At 74.2% G+C, this 6,266-nt stretch carries 7 protein-coding genes; 5 read left to right on the forward strand and 2 right to left on the reverse strand.

All coding sequences use genetic code 11. The annotated features are described in order from the left end of the window. Nucleotides 1-2,311: Tex family protein (locus tag AE652_RS32620; protein WP_107086602.1), on the reverse strand; the 2,311-nt coding region annotated here is incomplete at its 3' end. Between the two features lie 158 nt (nt 2,312-2,469). Here AE652_RS32620 and AE652_RS32625 point away from each other — a divergent pair. Both AE652_RS32625 and AE652_RS32630 read left to right on the forward strand, forming a co-directional pair. Then, complete coding sequence (locus AE652_RS32625) at nt 2,470-2,862, forward strand: PPOX class F420-dependent oxidoreductase (protein ID WP_049658162.1); 393 nt, start codon at nt 2,470-2,472, stop codon at nt 2,860-2,862. A gap of 172 nt (nt 2,863-3,034) precedes the next feature. Beyond that, complete coding sequence (locus AE652_RS32630; protein ID WP_049658163.1) at nt 3,035-3,934, forward strand: aminoglycoside phosphotransferase family protein; 900 nt, start codon at nt 3,035-3,037, stop codon at nt 3,932-3,934. Between the two features lie 16 nt (nt 3,935-3,950). Here AE652_RS32630 and AE652_RS32635 read toward each other — a convergent pair whose 3' ends face one another. Continuing rightward, nucleotides 3,951-4,292 carry a DUF5713 family protein gene (locus tag AE652_RS32635; protein WP_049658165.1) on the reverse strand — a complete coding sequence of 114 codons (342 nt, stop codon included), beginning with the start codon at nt 4,290-4,292 and terminating at the stop codon, nt 3,951-3,953. A 134-nt stretch (nt 4,293-4,426) separates the two neighbouring features. Here AE652_RS32635 and AE652_RS32640 point away from each other — a divergent pair, with 134 nt between their 5' ends. From AE652_RS32640 to AE652_RS32650, 3 genes are all read left to right on the forward strand, one after another. Continuing rightward, entirely contained in the window at nt 4,427-5,161 is a 735-nt protein-coding gene (locus AE652_RS32640) for a tyrosine-protein phosphatase (RefSeq protein ID WP_049658166.1), read from the forward strand. Nucleotides 5,162-5,265: 104 nt separating this feature from the next. After that, complete coding sequence (locus tag AE652_RS32645) at nt 5,266-5,718, forward strand: hypothetical protein (RefSeq protein ID WP_049658170.1); 453 nt, start codon at nt 5,266-5,268, stop codon at nt 5,716-5,718. A 42-nt stretch (nt 5,719-5,760) separates the two neighbouring features. Next, a partial coding sequence (locus AE652_RS32650; protein WP_082346124.1) for a DUF664 domain-containing protein occupies nt 5,761-6,266 on the forward strand: 506 nt, incomplete at its 3' end.

Here is a 6,266-nt window from a genome sequence, read left to right on the forward strand (position 1 = left end):
CGGCGCCCCGGCGCTCCTGGCGCGGCGGGCGGGCCTGGCGGTCACCGCGGTCGCCGCGGTCGCCGCCACGCTCGCGCCCGACCTCGTCGTCCAGCCGCAGGGTCAGCCCGATCCGCTTGCGCGGCACGTCCACCGTGAGCACCCGGACCTTGACGATGTCGCCGGGCTTGACCACCTCGCGCGGGTCCTTGACGAAGTTCCTCGACAGCGCCGAGACGTGCACCAGCCCGTCCTGGTGGACGCCCACGTCCACGAAGGCGCCGAAGGCGGCGACATTGGTGACCACGCCCTCCAGCACCATGCCGACCTCCAGGTCGCCGATCTTGTCGACGCCCTCCTTGAAGGTCGCGGTGCGGAAGGCCGGGCGCGGGTCGCGGCCCGGCTTGTCCAGCTCGCCGAGGATGTCGGTGACGGTCGGCACGCCGAAGGTGTCGTCGGCGAAGTCCGCCGGGCGCAGCGCCCGCAGCCGCTCGCCGTTGCCGATCAGCTCGCGCAGCTCCCCGCCGGTCGCGGCCAGGATGCGGCGCACCACCGGGTAGGCCTCCGGGTGCACGCTGGAGGCGTCCAGCGGGTCCTCGCCGCCGGGGATGCGCAGGAAGCCCGCGCACTGCTCGAAGGCCTTGGGGCCGAGCCGGGAGACGTCCTTGAGCTGCCGGCGGGTGCGGAACGGGCCGTTGGCGTCGCGGTGCGCGACGATGTTGTCGGCCAGCGTGCCGGTGACCCCGGAGACCCGGGTGAGCAGCGGCGCCGAGGCGGTGTTGACGTCCACGCCGACGGCGTTGACGCAGTCCTCGACCACGGCGTCCAGCGAGCGGGAGAGCTTCACCTCGCTCAGGTCGTGCTGGTACTGGCCGACGCCGATCGACTTCGGGTCGATCTTGACCAGCTCGGCCAGCGGGTCCTGGAGCCGGCGGGCGATCGAGACCGCGCCGCGGATCGACACGTCCAGGTCCGGCAGCTCCTGCGAGGCGAACGCGGAGGCCGAGTAGACCGAGGCGCCGGCCTCGCTGACCATCGCCTTGGTGAGCTTCAGCTCGGGGTGGCGCCCCAGCAGGTCCTCGGCGAGCTTGTCGGTCTCCCGGGAGGCGGTGCCGTTGCCGATCGCCACCAGGTCGACGTCGTGCTTCTTCGCCAGGGCCGCCAGCGTCGCCAGGGCCGCGTCCCACTTGTTGGCGGGCTGGTGCGGGTAGATCGTGTCGTACGCGACGACCTTGCCGGTGGCGTCCACCACGGCGACCTTCACGCCGGTCCGGAAGCCCGGGTCCAGGCCCATGGTGGCGCGGGTGCCGGCCGGGGCGGCGAGCAGCAGGTCGCGCAGGTTCGCGGCGAAGACCCGCACCGCCTCCTCCTCGGCCTCGGCGCGCAGCCGGGCGCGCAGGTCGATGCCGAGCCGGACCAGCACGCGGGTGCGCCAGGCCCAGCGGACGGTGTCGCCCAGCCACTTGTCGGCCGGGCGGCCGCGGTCGGCGATGCCGAAGCGGGCGGCGATCCGCTGCTCGTAGTCGTTCTCGCCCGGAAGGTCGCCCTCGGACTCGCCGTCGTACGGGGAGAGGTCGAGGTCGAGCACCTCCTCCTTCTCGCCGCGCAGCATCGCCAGGATGCGGTGCGAGGGGAGCCGGGTGTACGGCTCGGCGAAGTCGAAGTAGTCGGCGAACTTGGCGCCGTCGCCCTCCTTGCCGTCGCGGACCTTCGCGACCAGCCGGCCGCGGGTCCACATCCGCTCGCGCAGCGAGCCGACCAGGTCGGCGTCCTCGCCGAAGCGCTCGACCAGGATCGCCCGGGCGCCCTCCAGGGCCGCGGCGCCGTCCGCCACCGACTCGTTGAGGTACTGGGCGGCCAGCGCGGCCGGGTCCTGCCCCGGGTCGGCCAGCAGGGCGTCCGCCAGCGGCTCCAGGCCCGCCTCGCGGGCGATCTGCGCCTTGGTGCGCCGCTTCGGCTTGAACGGCAGGTAGATGTCCTCCAGGCGGGCCTTGGAGTCCGCGGCGAGCACCCGGGCGCGCAGCGCGTCGTCCAGCTTGCCCTGGGCCTCGATCGACTCCAGCACGGCCGCCCGGCGGTCCTCCAGCTCGCGCAGGTAGCGCAGCCGTTCCTCCAGGGCACGCAGCTGGGCGTCGTCGAGGGAGCCGGTGACCTCCTTGCGGTAGCGGGCCACGAAGGGCACGGTCGAGCCGCCGTCGAGCAGATCGACGGCCGCCTTCACCTGCCCCTCGCGGACACCCAGCTCCTCGGCGATCTGCCGCTCGATCGCCTGCTGGGCCTGCCGGGCCACCTGTTCGACTGGCGTGGTCACGAAGCCGGTCACCTTCTCCATCAGTGCTTGCGCCGTACGCCCTGCATTCTGGCAGGTGCCGACGACACCGACCGGCCGCCCCCGGGACGGCCGGGCGTGGCGCGCGCCTCCGGCTGACGGCCCCGGGGCTCCACCGAGGCTTGAGCGGGGCCCAGTTGCGGCTTCCTAGGCTGGCGGGCATGGACACTCTGGATGCCGCCGCCGAGTTGGAGCGGCTCGCCGCCGCCAAGTACCTGCTGTTCACCACCTACCGGAGGAACGGCACTCCGGTCGCCACCCCGGTGTGGGTCGCGCGCGACGGGGACGCGCTGGTCTTCACCACCGTCACCAAGACCGGCAAGGTCAAGCGCCTGCGCAACCGTTCGGACGTGCTGGTCGGGCCCAGCGACATCCGCGGGAACCTGCTCGGCGCCCAGGTGCCGGCCGCCGCGGTGCTGGACCCCGACCGGGCGCCCGCCTACCGGAAGCTGCTGCGGCGCAAGTACGGCCTGCTGTGCGCGGTGGCGCTGACCGCCAACGTGCTGCGCTTCGGCAAGGGCGGCACCATCGGGGTGCGGGTCACCTTCGGGTGACCGTCGGGGCCGCCAGGGCCGTCAGGGCCGTCAGGGCCGTCAGAGCCGTCAGGGCCGTCAGGGCCGTCGCCGGGTGGCCGAAATCGCGCGTTCCGGTTCGAACGACCGTCGGAATGTGAGCAGTTCGGCAATCCGGCTGAACGGCGACGACCGGAGCTGTACGCTGCCGGGCATGTGCGCTGCCACCCGGATCCACCCCGACGGGCCGGTGGTCGACGCGGCCCTGGTGCGGCGGCTGATCGCCGCCCAGTTCCCGCAGTGGGAGCGCCTCCCGGTCACCCCCGCCGCCACCTCCGGGGCGGACAACGCGATGTTCCGCCTCGGGCCCGAACTCGCCGTCCGGCTGCCCCGGGTGGAGTGGGCCGCCGGGGGCCTGCGGCGGGAGCAGCAGTGGCTCTCCCGGCTGGCCCCGCGGCTGCCGCTGCCCGTCCCGGCACCGCTCGCGGTCGGCCGGCCCGCCGCCGGCTACCCGTGGGAGTGGTCCGTCCTGCACTGGCTGGACGGCGCCAACCCGGTCGTCCACGCCCTGGCCGCACCCCAGGCGCTGGCCCGCGACCTGGCCGGCTTCGTCAACGCCCTGCGCGCCGTCGACCCGGCCGACGCCCCCGTCTCCCAGCGCAGCGTCCCGCTCGCCTCCCGCGACGGCGCCACCCGCGCGGCCATCGCCCAGCTCTCCGGCTCGATCGACACCGAGGCCGCGACCGCCCTGTGGGACAAGGCACTTCGACTGCCCGACTACGCCGGCCCGCCGGTCTGGCTGCACGGCGACCTCACCCCCGGCAACCTGCTGCTCACCGGCGCCGGCCGGCTCGCCGCCGTCATCGACTTCGCCCTGATGGGCGTCGGCGACCCGACCGCCGACCTGATCGCCGCCTGGAACCTGCTGCCCGCCACCGCCCGCCCCGCCTTCCGCGCCGCCCTCCAGGCGGACGAGGCCATGTGGGCCCGCGGCCGCGCCTGGGCGTTCTCCCTCGCCCTGGTGACGATCCCGTACTACCGCCACACCGACCAGGCCCTGACCGCCAACGCCCGCCACGTCGTCCGCGAGGTCCTCGCCGACCGCGGCGTGTAGGGCAGGGCGGTGCCCGTCACCACTCCCGGGGCTCGACCATCTCCTCCACGTCCGCGTCCTCGAAGCCGTAGGCCGAGGCGATGATCCAGAAGGCCTCGGCGATGTCCTCCCGCGCCGCCGTCTCGATCTCGCTCCCCGCCGCCTTCAACTCCGTGTCCAGACGGTTGAACTCCTCCGCGGCGGCGTGGGAGAGCACGTACAGCGCCGGCAGGTCCGCCGGCCGCTCGGCCTCGATCCGCTCGCACAGCCGCACCAGGATGGCCCTGCCCTTGGCCACGAGGTGGTCGGGGAAGTACGGGTCCTCGGACATCTCCCGCAGGAACTCCTGCTCCGTCACCTGCTCATTCGTGATCGCCATGACGCCCTTTCCGTCCCTCCGAAGAACCGACGTGCCGATCCTGCCCGACACCACTGACAGACGGCGGCGCCCGGGCCGGCCGCCGCCGCTCCCCCGGCCCGGCGGCGCTTGACGTGCTGGTTAGAGTGCCGCGCATGACCACACGTCACATCGAGTTCGAGGCCCTGCACAACTTCCGCGACCTGGGCGGCTACCCGGGCGCCGGCGGGCGGTCCGTCCGGTGGGGGCTGGTGTACCGCTCCGACTCGCTCGGCAAGCTCGGCTCCCCCGCCGACCTGGACCGGCTCCGGGCGCTCGGCGTGCGGACCGTGATCGACCTCCGCTACCCCTGGGAGATCGCCGCCAAGGGCCGGGTGCCCGGGTTCGAGGGTCTGGAGTACCACAACCTCTCGATCGAGCACCGCCCGTACGACCAGGCCGAGATCGACCCGGAGGTCGACCCCTGGCGCCACCTCGCCGACCGCTTCGCCGAGGTCGCCGAGGACGGGGTGAAGGAGATCCGCCAGGCGCTGGACGTGATCACGGCCGCCGAGGCCCCGGTGGTCTTCCACTGCGCCTCCGGCAAGGACCGCACCGGGCTGATCGCCGCCCTGCTGCTCACCCTGCTCGGCGTCGGTGAGGACGACATCGCCGCCGACTTCGCCCTCACCGAGCTCGCCACCGCGCACTTCGTCGCCGAGTGGCACGCCGCCCACCCCGGCCGCACCCTGCGCTGGCCCGGCTACGGGCGCGCCCCGGAGGCCGTCATCCGGCTCACCCTCGCCGACCTCGCCGACCGCCACGGCTCGGTCGAGGCCTACCTCACCGGCGCCCTCGGCATCGACCGCGCGCAGATCGACACCCTGCGCGCCCGCCTGCTGACCGACTGAGCCCCGCCACCCCGCACGGGAGGCCGGCCGGTCCGACGTCCCGTGCGCGGACGCCCCCGAAACGCCCTCGCCCAGCGGGAGCGGCGCCTGGCAGCATGCCCACCATGCCCACGCCGAGCCCCGATCCGGACTACAGCGTCACCACCGGGTACGACCCGTCCGACGACGCCTACTTCCTGGAGCTGCGCCTCCGGGCGGACCCGCGGGCCCTGGTCGCCGCGGTCGTCCCCGACGAGGACCCGGCGCGGGAGCCGACGATCAGCCTCGACCCGCGGGGGCGGGCCGTCGACATCCCGTACGAGGTGATGCGCTGGTTCCTGCGGCTGGTCGAGGAGGAGGTCGACGCCGTCCGCGCCTGGATGCGGCTGCGCCCCGAACTCGTCGCGCTCGTCCACCGGTTGCGCCGGGAGCACCGGGGCGTGATCGACGACGAGGGGTTCCCGGGCGTCCTGGCGGAGGTCCGCGCCGCCGTGCCGGAGGCCGACGTCGCCACCGTGCTCCGGGCCGCCTTCGGGGCGGAGGGCGAGCGGCTGCTCCGGGGGCCGGGGGTGCGATAACCCGGTGGCGGCCGGGGGTGGTTGCGAAGGAGGATGCCGGGCATGACCGAGCAACCCGTGCGATGGACCGAGGCGACCGTCTACCCCGACATGTGGGCTGACCCGGACGACGACCCCCGCAACAGCGAGGGCCCGAGTCCGGACGGCGAACTCGCCACCCTCCAGGACTACCTGACGAACTACCGGCTGACCCTGCGGATGAAGTGCGACGGCCTGGCCCCGGAGCAGCTGGCCCGCCGCTCGGTGCCGCCGTCCACGATGTCGCTGCTCGGCCTGGTCCGGCACCTGGCCCGGGTGGAACGGGACTGGCGGAACTGGATCACCGACGGCGAGCCGCTGCCCAAGCTGTACGGCGGGCGGGACGCGGACTTCGACGGGGCCGTCGGCGAGCAGGCCGTGGTGGACGCCGCGTTCCACGACCTGGAGCGCGAACAGGCCGCGCTGGACGCCGCGTTGGCCGGGTACCAGGACCTGGGCGAGCGGGTCGGGAAGGACCGGCTCTCGATCCGGGAGCTGCAGGTGCACCGGATCGAGGAGTACGCCCGCCA

This window comes from Kitasatospora sp. MY 5-36 (assembly GCF_001182915.1).
Classification (GTDB): Bacteria; Actinomycetota; Actinomycetes; order Streptomycetales; family Streptomycetaceae; genus Kitasatospora.

Bases quoted from the DNA above. Each gene is read 5' to 3' on its own strand.
- AE652_RS32625 (WP_049658162.1), top strand. From the start codon at position 2,470: ATGGACACTCTGGATGCCGCCGCCGAGTTGGAGCGGCTCGCCGCCGCC.
- AE652_RS32630 (WP_049658163.1), top strand. From the start codon at position 3,035: ATGTGCGCTGCCACCCGGATCCACCCCGACGGGCCGGTGGTCGACGCG.
- AE652_RS32635 (WP_049658165.1), bottom strand. From the start codon at position 4,292: ATGGCGATCACGAATGAGCAGGTGACGGAGCAGGAGTTCCTGCGGGAG.
- AE652_RS32640 (WP_049658166.1), top strand. From the start codon at position 4,427: ATGACCACACGTCACATCGAGTTCGAGGCCCTGCACAACTTCCGCGAC.
- AE652_RS32645 (WP_049658170.1), top strand. From the start codon at position 5,266: ATGCCCACGCCGAGCCCCGATCCGGACTACAGCGTCACCACCGGGTAC.